This window comes from Bradyrhizobium sp. 14AA (assembly GCF_054185205.1).
In genome coordinates this window covers 455,870-471,511 of sequence record NZ_JAVAYM010000001.1, presented here as the reverse complement: position 1 = coordinate 471,511, position 15,642 = coordinate 455,870, and the positions used below count along the sequence as shown (strand labels likewise).

At 63.7% G+C, this 15,642-nt stretch carries 14 protein-coding genes; 4 read left to right on the top strand and 10 right to left on the bottom strand.

What is annotated here, in order from left to right; genetic code table 11:
• Positions 1-11 precede the first annotated feature (11 nt).
• From RAD15_RS02070 to RAD15_RS02035, 8 genes are all read right to left on the bottom strand, one after another.
• Complete coding sequence (locus RAD15_RS02070) at positions 12-386, bottom strand: hypothetical protein (RefSeq protein WP_458173873.1); 375 nt, start codon at positions 384-386, stop codon at positions 12-14.
• Between the two features lie 437 nt (positions 387-823).
• On the bottom strand, positions 824-1,000 hold the full coding sequence (locus RAD15_RS02065; RefSeq protein WP_458173872.1) for a hypothetical protein: 177 nt from the start codon (positions 998-1,000) through the stop codon (positions 824-826).
• A 111-nt stretch (positions 1,001-1,111) separates the two neighbouring features.
• Positions 1,112-2,809, bottom strand: coding sequence for a GMC family oxidoreductase (locus RAD15_RS02060; RefSeq protein ID WP_458173871.1), 1,698 nt, complete (start codon positions 2,807-2,809; stop codon positions 1,112-1,114).
• Positions 2,810-2,906: 97 nt separating this feature from the next.
• A complete protein-coding gene (locus RAD15_RS02055; protein ID WP_458173870.1) occupies positions 2,907-3,569 on the bottom strand; it encodes a TadE/TadG family type IV pilus assembly protein in 663 nt (220 codons plus the stop codon).
• Positions 3,569-4,126, bottom strand: coding sequence for a TadE/TadG family type IV pilus assembly protein (locus RAD15_RS02050; RefSeq protein ID WP_458174987.1), 558 nt, complete (start codon positions 4,124-4,126; stop codon positions 3,569-3,571). Before RAD15_RS02050 ends, RAD15_RS02055 begins: the two co-directional genes overlap by 1 nt.
• A 10-nt stretch (positions 4,127-4,136) precedes the next feature.
• The gene (locus RAD15_RS02045) at positions 4,137-5,564 is read right to left on the bottom strand and encodes a TadE/TadG family type IV pilus assembly protein (protein WP_458173869.1); all 1,428 of its coding nucleotides are present in this window, start codon (positions 5,562-5,564) and stop codon (positions 4,137-4,139) included.
• A 403-nt stretch (positions 5,565-5,967) separates the two neighbouring features.
• Positions 5,968-7,527 carry an acyl-CoA carboxylase subunit beta gene (locus RAD15_RS02040; protein WP_458173867.1) on the bottom strand — a complete coding sequence of 520 codons (1,560 nt, stop codon included), beginning with the start codon at positions 7,525-7,527 and terminating at the stop codon, positions 5,968-5,970.
• Positions 7,457-8,431 (bottom strand): IclR family transcriptional regulator, encoded by a 975-nt coding sequence (locus tag RAD15_RS02035; protein ID WP_458173865.1) that lies wholly within the window; start codon positions 8,429-8,431, stop codon positions 7,457-7,459. The genes RAD15_RS02040 and RAD15_RS02035 overlap by 71 nt, the downstream gene beginning before the upstream one ends.
• A 94-nt stretch (positions 8,432-8,525) precedes the next feature.
• Here RAD15_RS02035 and RAD15_RS02030 point away from each other — a divergent pair, with 94 nt between their 5' ends.
• The 4 genes from RAD15_RS02030 to glsA all read left to right on the top strand — a co-directional run bounded on the left by RAD15_RS02030 (position 8,526) and on the right by glsA (position 14,058).
• The gene (locus RAD15_RS02030) at positions 8,526-8,747 is read left to right on the top strand and encodes a biotin/lipoyl-containing protein (RefSeq protein WP_063684430.1); all 222 of its coding nucleotides are present in this window, start codon (positions 8,526-8,528) and stop codon (positions 8,745-8,747) included.
• Positions 8,748-8,913: 166 nt separating this feature from the next.
• Positions 8,914-10,080 (top strand): TAXI family TRAP transporter solute-binding subunit, encoded by a 1,167-nt coding sequence (locus RAD15_RS02025; protein WP_458173863.1) that lies wholly within the window; start codon positions 8,914-8,916, stop codon positions 10,078-10,080.
• A 33-nt stretch (positions 10,081-10,113) separates the two neighbouring features.
• Complete coding sequence (locus tag RAD15_RS02020; RefSeq protein WP_458173861.1) at positions 10,114-12,189, top strand: TRAP transporter permease; 2,076 nt, start codon at positions 10,114-10,116, stop codon at positions 12,187-12,189.
• A gap of 21 nt (positions 12,190-12,210) precedes the next feature.
• On the top strand, positions 12,211-14,058 hold the full coding sequence (gene glsA / locus RAD15_RS02015; protein ID WP_458173859.1) for a glutaminase A: 1,848 nt from the start codon (positions 12,211-12,213) through the stop codon (positions 14,056-14,058).
• 262 nt (positions 14,059-14,320) lie between these two features.
• Here glsA and RAD15_RS02010 read toward each other — a convergent pair whose 3' ends face one another.
• Positions 14,321-14,623 (bottom strand): nucleoside triphosphate pyrophosphohydrolase family protein, encoded by a 303-nt coding sequence (locus RAD15_RS02010; protein WP_458173857.1) that lies wholly within the window; start codon positions 14,621-14,623, stop codon positions 14,321-14,323.
• Between the two features lie 26 nt (positions 14,624-14,649).
• The gene (locus RAD15_RS02005; RefSeq protein ID WP_458173855.1) at positions 14,650-15,177 is read right to left on the bottom strand and encodes a carboxymuconolactone decarboxylase family protein; all 528 of its coding nucleotides are present in this window, start codon (positions 15,175-15,177) and stop codon (positions 14,650-14,652) included.
• Positions 15,178-15,642: the final 465 nt, after the last annotated feature.

Here is a 15,642-nt window from a genome sequence, read left to right as displayed (position 1 = left end):
CTACGGCTTACTCAACCGCGCGGATTGACGACGGTGTAGCCCCGCAGTGAGCGCGCGTGTATGCGCGTGGCGTGACCGCCCGAATTGGCGTCATATGCCATCCACGTGTCGCCTCCGAGATGCTGCTCCAGAACGAAGACATGTCCGTGCCGCGCTGCGACCATTCCCGGCGCCGGCGCCGCGCGGGGGAAGCGCAGCCAGTTGGACGCGAGATTCAATTCCGGCACGACACGACCAAACACCCGTAACGCGGCACCGCAGCCGCAGAAGGAGGAAGGGCAACCGGCCGGGCGACCACCGATGACGCGATCACCGGAGACGCTGATCGCGGTCGCGGTGCCGGCGGCATCGCCCACCGTCATTTGCGTCGAGCGATAGGCTTGCAACGAGGGTCTCGGAGTCCGCTCGCGGCGCGTTTGAGAATACGAGAAATCGCAGGGCATCGTGACATTGCATTCAGGTGCTTGATGAATGCGATAGGGCCGAGCTTCCGAAGCGACGGAGCTCAGGAGAACGAAGACACACGCAGAAATTACTGGCTTCAACATTGCAGGACTCCGAAATTGAGAGGCCTGCCCCGGGCAACGAGAAACCAATAACAGTTTGGCTGAAATGGGCCTAAAGAACGGCTGAAAATGGCTGCATTCGCGCGACGCGCTCTGCAATCATCATACCCCACACGTAGCGACCGAAATGATTAACTCGCAGAGGACGAATGCGCGCTAGAGCATGATCCGGAAAAGTGCGCAGCGGTTTTCCGAAAAGATCATGCTCAAACGACAACCTTAAGCGCGATGACGATTCATCCTAATCGCATCGCGCTTTAGCGTGCAGGCGCCCGTGGAATCTCCCATTGCTGGAGCCGATCGATCGACGCCTGCCGCTCATGCTGGCCTAACCAAATGGTGAGGAAAACCAGCGTGCCGGCCAGAGCGCCGATGCCGAAATACAGTTTCCTCATGCGCGTTGAATGCAGGACGTCGGAAATGGTTCCTTGCATCGATCGAGGCACCACACGGGCCGGTGTCCGCTCCCTCATGCTGTGATTATGGAGTCCGGGTCAGCGCTTCTCTTCTCTGCCCGGCCCCTGTTAGCCAGGAACCGCCGCCTCTCACTGCACCATCGCAGCCGCGATCTTCTCCGCCGACATCAACACCGGAAAATTGGTGTTGGCGCATGGCACCACCGGGAAGATCGAGGCGTCGACGACGCGCAGGCCCTGGATACCCTTGACGCGGCCCTGGGGATCGACCACCGCCATGGGATCCTCGGCGCGGCCCATGCGGCATGAGCATGAGGCGTGCCATACGCCGATGGTCGCCTTGCGCACGAAAGCTTCCAGCGCCTCGTCGTCGTTGATCACGTCGTCGAAGGTAAAACCCTCGACCACGAAATTGTCGATCAGATAGTGGCGCAGCGCCGCCGGCCCGTCCATCAAGGTGGCGGCGACCTTGGTCAGGATCTTGTTTTTGGTGTTGACCACGCCGATCTTGCGCACGCGGTCGGTATAGGCCGCAGGGAACGGCTTGTCCGTCACGGCCCTCACGCCGTCGCTCATCTGCACCGCCGCCATCTTGCGGAAGCCGCTCATCAGGCGATCGAGATCGCGCCGGTCAGACAGCAGGTTGAACTCGACAATCGGTTCGGCTGAGGGATCGCGCGAGGCCAGCTTGACCTGCCCGGTCTCGGAATAGGTCTTGTTGACGAAGGTCAGCAGCGAGCCGATCTGCGCGCCGACGGCGTGCCAGGCCGACTTGCTGAGCACGACGACGAACATGTCGCCCTTCGGCACGCCTTCGAGCCCGGACGAATAGCGCAGGCCGAGCTGCATGTGGCGCCTGGTGTGCCCGTTCATCCGCGCGCCGCGGCGGACAAAGGACGACAGCGAAATCGAGGGATGATCCATCAGGCGCTGGCCGACGCCTGCCAGTCCCATCAGGACGGGAATGCCCATATCCTTGAGGTGGCCGACCGGGCCGATGCCGGCGCGCAACAGATGCGCCGGCGAATGGATGGCACCGCTGGAGAGGATGATCTCGCGTCCGCGGAATTCCTGCTCGCGTCCATCGACGACAGCCTTCACGCCGACGCAGCGCGTGCCTTCGAACAGCAGCTCCCTCACCTGCGTGTTGGTGGAGATCGTCAAATTGGCGCGCTTGCGCGTGTCGCGATCGAGATAGCCCATCGCGGCCGAGACGCGCTGCTCGGCCTGGTTGGAATGCGTCACCGGAAAATAGCCGTCCACGAATTCGCCGTTCTGGTCGGGTACGAATTGATGGCCGGCCTGCTGGAAGGCGTCGGCGAACGCCTGCGAATGCCTCGTCCAGTGCTCCCGCCGAATTCTGCGCACCGGAATTCGGCCTTCCTTGCCGTGATACGGCCCGTCGAAATCGAGGTCGCGCTCGACCTTCTTGAAGAAGGGCAGCACATCGTTCCAGCTCCACCCCTCGGCCCCCCGCGCCTCCCATTCGTCATAGTCGGTCGGTGCGCCGCGATTGGCCATCTGGCCGTTGATCGACGAGCCGCCGCCCAGCACGCGCGCCTGCTCGTATTTGCGTAAAGGGGGACGCGCTTCGTTCGGATTGTTGTGGCTGACGACCTGGGTCGTGACCTTGAGCTCGGTCCAGTGGAAGCGCGGATCGAAATAGGCCGTGCCCGGATAGCTGTCCCTGATCTCGGCCGGCTCGTTGCCGGGTGGCGTGTCCTGGCCGGCTTCGCACAGCAGGACCTTGTTGGCGCTCCCGGCGGAGAGCCGGTGGGCCAGCACGGACCCCGCCGAGCCGCCGCCCACGATAATGAAGTCGTACACGATTGGCGTTTCCCCTTGTTCTTGTTCGGGGACCGTATCGCGTTATTCCTCCGAGGTCACGCCGCGGCTTCGACGCGCCTGTGGACGTGCCGCCTCGCTAGCAGCTTTTCTGCTGCAGATGCTGGACGCAGGTGCACGTCGTCGTCGCCGGGTATTTCACGTCGTAGTACGGAAAGTTCGACGTGGCCGGGCTGTTCGTCGAGCAGCGCGGGAACAGATAGTAGCTGTCGGTCAGCTTCACCGTGCCGCTGATGGTGTAGCCGAGGTTCGGTGTATAGTCGTAGGACACCTCGCTCAGGATGAGCGAGATGTTGGCGTTGTTGGTGTTGTTCGGAATGGTCGCGGTGAACTGCGACAGGGTCATCACCTGCCCCACCGCTCTCGTCCCCGACGAACTGGTCGACTTGCTCCATTGGACCGTCGCCTTGCCCTTGTCGTCGGTCGAGACACCGGAAACGGTAATCGTCATCAAGGAGGCGCCGCTGCCGCCCGTGATCGGATACGGCGCCATGATGGCACTCGCAGCCCCCAGGATGCCGTCCATCTGGGACGAGGTGACCTGCGTGTTCTGCGAAACCATGTCCGCAACGCTGTGCGCGGTCGCGGTGACCTTGACGTTCATCGACAACCCGTTCCCGAGCTCGACGCCGCCGACATAGAGCAAGAGCATGAAGGGCGCGACGATGGCAAATTCCGTCGCGGCAACGGCGCGGACATCGGTGCACAGGTGCCGGACGCGAGACGGCAGGGCGACAATCATCAGGTAGCTCCTGGCTCGTTCTGGAACGCGGCCGACGACATGATCAGCCGGTTGCCGTTCGAAAGATTCGAAAGGTTGAAGCCGAGCGGTCCGAGGAACACCGGCCATTGATACATCACGCGGAGCACGACGATGTCGCCGGCACTGCCGGGATTGTATTGCCAGGTGTTCGTGACTGCACCCGAGGCATCGAATGTCAGGGCCGGTATGCCCGTGGTCGCACTCGACCATGCACTTGCCACCTGCATGTCGACCATCAAGCTGCTGCAGTTGAAAAGGATTACGATCTGATCGCAGACCTTTTGCTTGAACGTCGCCTTATCCATTTGCGCGGACTGGACCTGTCCCGTCATGACGAGGCGCGCCGACTGACGAACCACGGATTCGAGCAGCTGCTGTGCAAAGAAAACCAGAAACGTCTGGATGAGCGCGATGATGAGAGCAAGAAACGGCGCGGCGACGAGCGCGAACTCGACAGCCGTGGCGCCCTTGTTGTCGGCAGCGAACGCGGCGCAGCGGCTGCGGCGCATCTTCCGTGTTGCGAGGGATCCGAGCATGGCCATTTCCCTACTGCACGAGGCTGGCCGTGCTGGACGCAACCTTGAGAAAGAGGTTGGTCAGCGCCGCGGAAATGTCGCCGCCATTCTGAACGCTCGCGTACAGGCCAGGCGACGCGCAGGATTGCAGCCGTTGCGCGATCGTGCCCGTCGACGAGGTCGGACTGTTGAACTGCGCGATGCGGGTGTTGTACCAACTTTCGGTCGGTAGTGGCAGATACTCGGTGTAGAGCACCGCGATGCGAATATTCCGCCTCTTGATGGTATCGCAGACCGTCGTGTCGAGCGGTTGCTGGCATCGCAAGGTCGTCGAATTGGCGGTCGGCAGCGCATAGGTGGCGTTGGCGTCGCAAGTGCCGCCCGTCTTCGGGATCAGCTTGTCCTCGACGCCGTCGGTGACCAGGAAGACCACCTCTTGCGGCGTATCGCCCGATTGATTGGTGCCGCCGCCGGGATCAGGCATGGCGGCGTTGAGGTCCGTCAGCCCCTTCGAGATGTCGGTGCCGTAGTCGGTGGTGTAGATGCAGCCGCCACTGCCGTTGAGAACGGGGCAGTTCTGGTGGTCGACCGTCAGGAGCGAAATGTTGGCGATCTTCGTGCCGGCGGTGGTCGGAGTGGTCAGCAGCTGGATCGTGTTCAAGGCATAGTCGAAGGTGTAGATGGCGGCCTTGTAGGTCGTGTTGTTGAGCGCCGACATGCACTGCATGACGCCGCCCGCCACACCCGATTGCGGGCACGACCAGGGGCCGACCATCAATTGCGTAAGGGCGTTCGTCACCAGGTCGATGCGCAGCGTGATGTTGTTGGCGCGCGCGATGGTGAGATTGTCCTTGTTCGTCGAACTTGGATTTGAGTTGTTGGGATGCGCCTCATGGCAGGCGAACGCGCAATTTTTCGCGTAGGTGGGCTGGCTCGCCGTCGCCGTGATCATCTTATTGATGTCGTTCTGGTTCGCCGCGATCGCCATCGACGGCGAGTCGTCCATCAACATGTAGAAGTTCATGTTGGGTGCGCTTGAGGCCTTCGCCGTTGCGGAGCCCGCGACCTGCCAGGTCTGCTTGCCGAGAACGCCGGGGAAATTGTTGACGGACTGCGCGGTGTAGGAAACCGTGATGCTTCGCGCGAGCCCGGTATCGGTGACGGTGATCGTCGGCGTCGGCGTCGCGGACAGCCCGGGAAGATTCGCCTTGGCCGCGAACACGGCTGCGGCAGTCGCCTGGACGACGGTGGTGTCGGTCTGCGTCAGCATCGCGGGCCTGACGGCCGCGATCGCGGCCGCGTCGGCGGCCGCGTTCAATTGCTCCCGCTTGCGCAAGGCGAGCGTGTAGTCGAGCGCCATGCCCAGCAGAAAGACGATGGGGACCATCGTGAGCGCAAAAATGATGGCGACGTTGGCTTTCCGGTCTCTCGCGAAACGAAGCATGACGCGACGGAGCATGATTTTCATCCTGGCTGCCGTCGTTGCGGCAGCGGCCCTTCCCCTGAAATCTACGGAGGAGAGCCGGTTTCGATCCCGGCACTCGCCCGTCATGAGCCGAATATGAGGATGGCTCCCTTAATCAACACTTACGCGCAATCCGCAAACATGGACTGCAACGGATTGAGATGTATCGTATTGAGAAGGCATCATTAACGTCGCTTAAATGCGATCGCACAGATCGGCGGTAACAGCTGTCCGCGGACCTCCTTGCGGCCTCGAGAGCGGTATTGTCCCGGATGGCCGCGGCCGCCGGTCCGGCTTTCTGGAAGCGGTCTTTCCGGCCGATTCGGGACTTTCGGACCTCCCGCTGCGACGGGACGGCGCATCGGGGCGCTTGCAGCGCCCGCGACCGGCTCTGGCGCTACGGCCTGATCGTCATGTTCTCCGGCGGCCCGGGCTTTCGCAGCGGCTCGGCGAGCCGCGCGAACTCGCACATCAGCGAGCGCGTCTTGCGGGGGTCGATGATCTCCTCGACCCAGAATTTTTCGGCCGAGCGGAACGGTGAGCGCAGCTTGTTGAGGCGCGCCTCGATCTCCTTCAGTTTTGCAACTTTGTCCTCGGCCGCATCGATCTCCGCACGGTAGGCGGCTTCGATGCCGCCCTCGAGCGGCAGCGAGCCCCAATAGGCCGAGGGCCAGGCGTAGCGGATCGAGAAGCGGTCGGCGGGCTGATGCACCACGCCGGCAACACCGAAGGCGTTGCGCAGGATCACGGTGCACCAGGGCACGGTGGTCTGGTTGACCGCGGCCATCGCGCGGACGCCGTGGCGGATGGTCGCCGCCTTCTCGGCATCGAGGCCGATCATGAAGCCGGGGCAGTCCATGAGATAGACGACCGGCAGATGGAAGGTCTCGGCGAAGTCCACCCAGCGCACCACCTTCTGGCAGGCGTCCGCGGTCCAGGAGCCGCCATAGTGAAAACTGTCGCTGGCGAGCAGCATCACCGCCCTGCCCTCGAGCCGTGCGAGACCGACGATCACAGGCTTGCCGAAATTCTTTGCGACCTCGAAGAACGAGCCCTTGTCGACGACGGACTCGATAATGGGGCGCATCTTGTAGACCTGCTTGCGGTTGCGCGGCACCGCGTTCATCAGCGCTTCCTCGGCGCGCTCGGGATCGTCGGTGCAAGGCAAGGTCGGCGGCAGCTCGTAGACCGACGACGGAAGGTACGAAAGGAAGCGCCGCGCGCAGGCGAAGGCCTCCTCCTCGGTGTCGACGGCATGATCCACCGCGCCGGCGCGGGTCTGGATGTCGGCGCCGCCGAGCTCCTCCTTCGAGAGGTCCTGCCCCAGCGCCTTCACCACCGGCGGCCCCGCGACGAACATCGCCGAGGATCGCGTCATGATGGAATAGTGGCTGGCGGCCAGACGCGCCGCGCCAAGGCCGGCAACCGAACCGAGGCCGAGTGCGACCACGGGCACGCGCGACAGGTTCTCGGTCGTGAAGCGATACCAGCGCGTGCCGCCAATGCCTCCAGGCAGGTTGGCCGCGCCCTTGGTCTCGATCGTTTTCACCGAGCCGCCGCCGCCGGAGCCCTCGATGATGCGGACGATGGGCAGGCGGAAATCATGCGCCATCTCCTCCGCCATCAGCGGCTTTGCGGAAATGGACGCATCGGCCGAGCCGCCGCGCACCGTAAAATCGTCGCCGACCACGACGACGGTGCGGCCATCGACGCGCGCGCGGCCGAACACGCAGTTCGCCGGCGTCAATTTCTGCAACTCGCCGCCGGAATCGTACTCACCGATGCCGGAGACGGCACCGATCTCGTGGAAGCTTCCTCTGTCGATCAGCTTGTCGATACGCTCCCGAACAGTCAGCCGGCCCTGGTCATGCTGTCGCTTGACCTTGTCAACGCCGCCCATCTCCCGCGCGAAGGCTTCGCGCCGGGCGAGCTCGTCGAGTTCCGGCTTCCAGTTCATTCACTCCCTCCGAATTGATCGGCTTGTTATTGTTGTGCACGGCCATTGCGACCGGTTTGCGCGAGATGCGGTTGTTGAAGACGTCGCCTTCCGCGCCCTCCATCAGGCTGCCGAGCGAGCGGCCGAGCGCGACCATCAGCGGCGCGACCTCGTCATGCAGACGCTGCTCGTCATACATCGCGGACAGCAGACCGATCGTGATGACCACGAACGTCTGGTACTGCGGCGACCAGATCGGCACCGCGAGGCCGTTGATGTGCGGGCTCCAGATCCCGCAGGCAGTGACATAACCGCGCTCGCGCAGCGACTGCCGGTTGGCCTCGATGCGGGGCCGCAAAATCTTTGCAGCCTCGGGCGCCTCCCGCTCCATGTCGTTGATGAAGGCATCGCCGACTTCCGGCGACAAGGCTGCCGTGTAGGCCGCGCCCGCGGCGGTCGAGGCCATCGAGATGCGACTGCCGGTGCCCTCGTGCAGGCCGAGCGCGGTCGCAGAGCGCGCGAACTGGAGATAGACGAGATGAAAACGATCGGGCACGACGAAGCCGACCGTCCCGGGCAGCTGCTCGGCGACCTCCTGGAGGCGTTGCCGGATCATGCTGCGCAGCTGCGCGCCCTTCATCATCGAGGCGCTCATCGCCACCGCGCTCGGGCCGATGCGATATTTCTGATCGCGCGGCAGATAGACGAGCTGGCCCATGCGCGTCAGCGTGTGCGTGAGCCGCGACACGGTCGAGCGCGGCAGGCCGCAGCGATTTGAAATCTCGAGATTGCCGAGCCTGCTATCGTGGCCCTCGAAGCATCGCAACACGTCGAACGCGCGCGACACCACCTGGATGACATCACCCTCGCCGGCGTCGCCAGCGAGTGCACCTTGCTTACTCAACCGCTCCGAACGTCGTCCCATGATCCCTACCGTCTGTTCCGCTGTGCGGAATTAAATTCCACTTGCAGACGACGCTACCTCAGGCATTTTGCGACGACAACAAAAAGGCGATGGCATGCCAGAAATTAAGATCGTCACGGAGGTCGCCGGACGCATCTGCGCAACTCCCGTGCAAGTTGGAGGAACCGTTGCGGATGGCGATGACGTTGTGGTGGTCGAAGCCATGAAGATGGAGATACCCGTGCCCTCGCCCGCGAACGGCACGATCACATCGCTTCTCGTGAAGCTCGACGACGTCGTTGCGGAGGGCCAGGCGATCGCGATCGTCGCGAACTGAGTGCCTTATCGTCATTTCCGCGACAATCTGTCTGGCTGCTTTCTGCATCCGCGGTACGGCGTTGCCATCGCCTGATCGCGGTGACATGATCTGTTTCAAAACAAACTCTGTTTCAAACAAAAAAAGAAAATCTTCGCGGCAAACGCGGGAATCATTGGAGGGAAACATGCTTCGTGGGCTGCTCGTGCTCGCGCCTGCCTTGGTTGCGGGCATTTCTTTTGCGTCTACACGCTATTCGTTTGCCGAAGACATCAAGCTGCCGGCGACCTTGACGTTCACCGCCTATGACACCGGAACCGCCGGCTTCAACATCGCGGTCGGCGTCGGCAAGATGATGAAGGACAAATACGGCACCGACGTGCGCGTGCTGCCCGCAGGCAACGACGTCGCCCGCCTCGCGCCGCTGCGCGCCAAGCGCGCCGTCTCCGCGGCGATGGGATCGGGCACCTATTTCGCGCAGGAGGGCGTGTTCGAGTTCGGCGCGAAGGAATGGGGCCCGCAGCCGCTGCAGATCCTGCTCTCGAGCGTCGACTGCAATTGCGGCTCGCTCGCGGTGGCCGCCGACACCGGCGTGAAGGAGCTGAAGGACCTCAAGGGCAAGCGCGTCGGGTTTGTGGTCGGATCGCCGGCGCTGAACCAGAACTCGCTCGCGGTGCTTGCCTTCGCAGGCCTCACGCAGAAGGACATCAAGGTCGTCGAGTTCGCAAGCTACGGCGCGATGTGGAAGGGGCTGATCAACAACGACACCGATGCCGCCTTCGGCACCACCATCACCGGCCCCGCCAAGGAAGCCGAGACCTCGCCGCGCGGCCTGATCTGGCCGCCGCTGCCCGCCAAGGACAAGGACGGCTGGGCGCGGATGCAGAAGGTCGGCTCGTTCTTTTTCCCGCAGACTGCGACGTGCGGCGCCGGCATCTCACCGGACAAGCCGGTCGAGCTCGGCAACTACCCCTACCCGATCTTCGTCGCCTATGCCTCGCAACCGGCCGATCAGGTCTATGCGATGACCAAGGCCATGATCGTGAACTACGACGCCTACAAGGACTCCGCGCCCGGCGCCGGCGGCCTCGCCGCCGACCGCCAGACCAAGAACTGGGTGGTGCCCGTGCATCCCGGCGCGGTGAAGGCGCTGAAGGAAGCCGGGCAATGGAGCGATGCGCAGGAGGCGCACAACACCAAGCTGATCAAGCGACAGGAGGTGCTCGGCGCAGCGTGGGCGGAGTACGGCAAGTCCAATCCGCCATCGGATGACAAGGCCTTCCTCGATGGCTGGATGAAGGTACGCGCCGCGGCGCTCGCGAAAGCCGACATGCCGAACGGGTTCGAGGACTAGTCCACAGCGGTTACCAGCCCACGCGCGGGGTCGATGATGTCTTCTTCAATCTCCACCGGCCTCAACGACGAGCCCAAGCGGGTCGTGTTCGACGATCCGCACGGCGCCGCCGGCAACATGCAGGAAGCCGAGGTCACGCGCGTCCGCACGTTGCGCGGCGCCTGGCGCTGGACGCTGATCGTCGCGACCGCCGCGACGATTTTGCTCTGCATCAACCAGCAATTTTCGCTGCGTTTCTTCGTCGGCTATACCCAGCTCAACACCGAGTATTTCTATCTCCTGATCGCGTTGATGCTGCCGTTCACGTTCCTCATCTTCCCGGGCACGGAGCGCGCGCCGCTCGACCGCATTCCCTGGTACGACCTCGTCCTCTTCGTCGTGACCTTCGCGGCCGCACTTCTGTTGATGTCGAGCGTGCGCAAGGCGGCGGAGGCCGGATGGGAGTTCGGCGGCGCGCCGAACAGCGTGATTGCCGCGGGCCTCGTGATGTGGGTGATGCTGATGGAGGCGCTGCGCCGCACCGGCGGCTGGAGCCTGCTGCTGAGCGTGCTTCCCTTCACCGTCTACCCGCTGTTCGCGGAGACCAGCTGGCTCGGGCCGTTCCGCGGCACGCAATCGACGCTGGAACAGGCGACCGCCTATCATGTGCTCTCGGGCGAGAGTCTGCTCGGCATTCCCATCCAGGCCTTCGCCGACACCGTGATCGGCTTCCTCGTGTTCGGCACCGCGCTGATGATGACCGGGGCCGGAAAGTTCTTCATCAATCTCGCCTTCGCGCTGTGCGGCACCTTCCGCGGCGGCGCGGCGAAAGTCTGCATCTTCGCCAGCGGCCTGCTCGGCATGATGTCGGGCTCGATCATCTCCAACGTGCTGACCGCCGGCACCATGACCATTCCGGTGATGAAGAAGAGCGGCTTTCGCGCCTCCTATGCCGGCGCGATCGAGGCCTGCGCCTCGACCGGCGCGGTGCTGGCGCCGCCGGTGATGGGCGCGACCGCCTTCGTGATCGCGCAGTTCCTCAATGTCAGCTACGCCGACGTCGCGGTCGCCGCGATCATTCCGGCCGCGCTCTATTATGTCGGACTGTTCATGCAGGTCGACGCCTACGCCGCGCGCCACGGGCTGAAGGGAATTCCGCGCGCCGAGCTGCCGCGGATCATGGATACGATCAAGGACGGCTGGTACTACGTCTTCGTCATCGCGCTGCTGATCGTGATGCTGCTCTACTTCAAGCGCGAGAGCCACGCGCCGTTCTATGCCACCGCGCTGCTGCTGGTGCTCAACCAGCTCTTCTCCAAGGACACACGCTGGACGCTGGCGACGATCGGCAAATTCCTGGAGGTCAACGGCCGCACTTTCGTCGAGCTGGTCGGCATCCTCGCCGGCTGCGGCCTGCTGATCGGCGCGTTCTCGATGACCGGCGTGGTCTCGAGCCTTGCCAACGACCTGCTGCATATTGCCGGCGACAATCCGTTCCTGCTGCTCGGCATGTGCGCCCTCACCAGCCTGATCCTCGGCCTCGGGCTGACGACGACGGCCTGCTACATCTTCCTCGCCATCCTGGTCGCGCCTGCGCTGGAGAAGCTCGGGCTCAACCGCATGGCCGTGCACATGTTCATCTTCTATTGGGGCATGCTGTCCTCGATCACGCCCCCGGTCGCGATCGCCTCCTTCGCGGCTGCAGGCATTGCCGGCTCGCCGGCGATGAAGACGGGCTGGGAATCGATGTGGGTCGGCAGCATCATCTATTTCATCCCGTTCTTCTTCGTGCTCAATCCGGCGCTGGTGCTGCAGGGGTCGAGCCCCTATCTCGCCGGTCTCGGCCTGATGGCGCTCGCCGCGTTCGGCACGCTGTTCATTTGCGGCGGCATCCAGGGCTACCAGCCCTTCGTCGGCGACCTCCGCGGCACAGGCGCGCTGGAATGGCCGATCCGCGTGCTGCTGGTGATCGGCGGCTTCGTGGTGGCAACCCCGGGCGGCGGGATCATGCCGCTGTCGCAGATGCAGGTGACGCTGCTAGGCCTTGGCATCCTCCTGCCCACGGTTCTGCTCGCCCTGCTGCTGGTCCGGCGGCAGGCCGTGGTTCCGGACGGGTTGCGCGTGCCCTGATTGCGTTGCACAAGTGAGGCAATGACACCGCATTCGCCTCTCGCCGCCGCCTGGACCCGCTCGAAACCGCCTTTGCTGCGGTTTCTGGACAATTGCCTCAACGAATTCTCTGCCGAAACTTCAGGCAGCGTGGCCGACTATATTCCCGAGCTGAGCAAGGCCGATCCTGCCTATTTCGGCATCAGTCTCGCCACACTCGACGGCCATGTCTACGAGGTCGGCGACTCCAGGGTGCCCTTCACCATCCAGTCGATGTCGAAACCCTTCGTGTTCGCGCTGGCGCTGGACCTGCTGGGCGCGAGCAAGGTCGAGAGCGCGATCGGCGTCGAACCATCAGGCGATCCCTTCAACTCGATCCGGCTCAACTCCGAGAACCATCCGTTCAACCCGATGGTCAATGCCGGCGCGATCGCCTGCACCGGGCTGATCTACGACAGCAAGGGGCCCGAGGCCTTCGAGCAGATCCGCCTTGCGCTCAGCCGCTTCGCCGGTCGCGATCTCACCGTGGACGAGGCCGTCTACGCCTCCGAAAGCCAGACCGGCGACCGCAATCGCGCCATCGGCTATCTCCTGAAGACCAACGCGGTGATCTCGGACAACGTCGCTGGCGTCCTCGACGTCTATTTCCGGCAATGCGCGGTGCTGGTCACCGCACGCGACATCGCGGTGATGGCGGCGACCCTGGCCAATCGCGGCGTCAATCCGGTGACGGGCGAGCAGGTGCTGAGCGCCTATGCGATCTCGCGCACGCTCTCGGTAATGACCTCGTCGGGCATGTACGACTATGCCGGCGAATGGATCTACCGGATCGGCATCCCCGCCAAGAGCGGCGTTGGCGGCGGCATCCTCGCCGCCCTGCCCGCCCGCCTGGGGCTCGGCAGCTATTCCCCCAGGCTCGACAAGCACGGCAACAGCGTACGCGGCATCAAGGTGTGCGAGGCGCTGTCCTCGCATTACGACCTGCACATGCTCAACCGCAGCGACGACGCCCGCAACGCCGTCATCGCCGACTACGACATCGGCAGGAGCCCGTCGCGGCGCGTCCGCCGGCCGCGGGAGCGCGAGATCCTGGCGGCACATGAGCGGGAGGTGCGGATCATCGAGCTGGTCGGCACGCTGTCGCTGTCGGCGGTCGACTATGTCTCGCGGCGGCTTGCCGGGCGGCCCCGGCCGCAATTCGTGATCTTCGATCTGCACCGGGTCACTTCCACCACGCGCGCCGGAGCGCGCCTGGTCGCCGAAGCGTTCGAGGAGCTTGCGGCGCTGAATGTGACCGTCGTGCTATCCGGTGTCAGGCGCGCGTCCAAGGAGTGGAACAGCTTGCGGGAGTGGACCGCGGAGCTGAAGAACGTCCGCGACTTCTACCTGCTCGACACCGCGATCGAATGGGCCGAGGACCAGATCGTCTATCGTTACGGCGGCTCGATCGATTTCCACGAGACCACCGAGCTTGCCGAACAGCCGCTGCTCGAGGGACTCGACACGGAAGAGCTGACGGACCTCGCTTCGATCTGCACGATCAAAACCTATCAGTCCGGCGCGAAGATCATCACGACCGGCGATCCGGCCTCCTCCCTGTTCTTCCTGCGCAGCGGCGCGGTGCATGTCACCCTGCCCGACGGCGTGCGGCTGGCGACGCTCACGGCCGGCATGGCGTTCGGCGAGATGGCACTACTGGAGCCGACGCGCTCGGCCGACGTGTTCACGGACATGGCGGCGACCGCGTTCGAAGTCCAGCTGAAGGACTTCGAGCGCTTCCGCAAGCAGCACCCTCACGCCAGCGAGCGCGTCATGCGCAACCTCGCGCAGCTGCTCGCCGACCGCCTGATCGTCGCCAACGCGAAGGTGGATATTCTGACGTCGACGTAGCGATGGCCCGCTTCACCTCTGCCCGGCGCATCTGGCATTTTGCGCGACCAGCGCACGCCTCGTCCTTCGAGACGACCGCTTCGCGGTCTCCTCAGGGTGCGGCTAAGCGGCACCGCTGCTCGTCGAAACTGCAGCCTCGCACTCAGTCCTCATCCTGAGGACCCGCCAACGGCGGGCGTCTCGAAGGATGGCCACAGAGAAATCGTTCTCTTACGCGATTGCCCTGCCCCAACGAGGATCGACCTCCAGCACTCTGCTTGCTTCAACGGCTCGCGGCTTCGCTCAGCCGTCGCTTGATCTTCGCCGCGCTCGCTTCGAGCAGCTCGGACGGCTTCCGGCCGGTCGCCGCGCAGAGGCAGGCCCAGTAATAGATGACGTCGCCGAGCTCATCGACGAGGCCCGCCTGATCGAGCCAGTTATCGCGCAGCAGCTTCTTGATATGATCCGCGACCTCGCCGGATTCACCGGCGAGGCCGAGCCCGAGATAGGACAACCGCTCGTTGGACGGATGCTCATCGACTTTGGCAACGCCAGCGGCCCAGGCCGCATATTCATCAATCGTCATGGGCATCCCTCGCAGCAGCGCCTCGTTCAGCCCACCACTTCCGTGACCGGCTGGAGGTCGATCTCGAATGTCTCCAAAAACTTTGACGTCATGATGTAGAAGCCGACCGAGAGCTGGAGCTCGACCAGTGCGGCCGGTGTCAGCTTCGATGCGATCGCCTTGAAGGTCGCGTCCGTTGGTTTCTTCAGGTTCACCGTCTCGTCGGTGAAGGCGAGCGCCGCGCGCTGCACCTCGTTGAAGCACGACGCCGCCTGCCAATTCTCCAGCGCCTCGTTCTGCTCGTCGGTGACCCCGACATTCTTGCCGATGCGCTTGTGCGCGACGATCTCGTATGGCGCCTCGCACAGAATGCCGGTCCGCGTGATCGCAAGCTCCCGCACGACCGGATCGAGCTCGCCCTTGTGGCGGATGGCGCCCCCCAGGCGGCAGTACTGCTCAAAGTAGCTCGGCGAGTGCGCCATCATCCGGAAGATGTTGGCATTGCGGTTCTTGTCGAGGATTTCGCGGGTGCGGTCGGATGCCTTGGACGGGTCGCTGTAGTTGATGCGGGCCATGATTTTCCTGAAGTTTTCCCTGAGCCTTTGATGCTTATTGTCGTTGTCGGCGAGAGTTCCGTGAAACTGTAATTGCGCGCGGACGCGGGAGCAACATCATCGAGTCAAAATGCCGCCGCATTGCTGATCGACCTTGGTACAGTCGATATTCGCCGCGTGGGGACAAATCGCGGCGGATACTCGCAAGGGGTGTTCCGAGTAACAACAATTGGCCATCGGGTGCGCTAGCCGCACAACGATGAGTCACGCCCAAGTCTAGGGAGAAAAAGGCATGAAGGAAGCCACCAAGGGGGCGGCCTCGGAAGCGTTCGCGCATATGCTGGCGGTGATGGCGATGCTCGTCATCGCCAGCATCCTGTTCTACGGGCGTTGAGTTAAAGCGTTTCAGAGTTTTCGTCATTCCGGGGTGGCCCTCGCACAGGCCAAGCCCAGAATACCCGTTCCAGGCTCGGTCCTATGACCGCC